The organism is Paenibacillus sp. 598K (genome assembly GCF_003851045.1).
In the GTDB taxonomy this organism is placed as follows: Bacteria; Bacillota; Bacilli; order Paenibacillales; family Paenibacillaceae; genus Paenibacillus_D.
The window spans coordinates 1-270 of sequence record NZ_BFBX01000324.1; the positions used below are offsets into that span (position 1 = coordinate 1).

Below are 270 nucleotides of genomic sequence, written 5' to 3' on the forward strand. Positions count from 1 at the left end.
CCTCAATCGCCCGCAGCGTCGGACGCCAGCGCGAGGCCTCGATGCGGAGGCGGAGGCGGCTCGTGCGAATCGGCGGGAAGCGGCAAATATGCTTGTAGCCGACGACCTGGCCCTCGTAAAAGGGCTCCCACCCGTCCCCCGTCCAGCGCTCCAGGACAAACCGCTCGATCCGCTGCCCCTCGACAATCTGCTCCATCAGGACGACGCGGTCGAATGTAGGCGCCTCCCGCAGCTCCAGCTCGATCCATGCCTGCTCCTCGCCCGCGGGCG

The 270-nt window shown here is 68.5% G+C and carries 1 pseudogene; it reads right to left on the reverse strand.

What is annotated here, in order from left to right:
- A pseudogene (locus PA598K_RS35315) lies at nt 1-270 on the reverse strand (alpha-L-fucosidase); the annotation flags it as partial.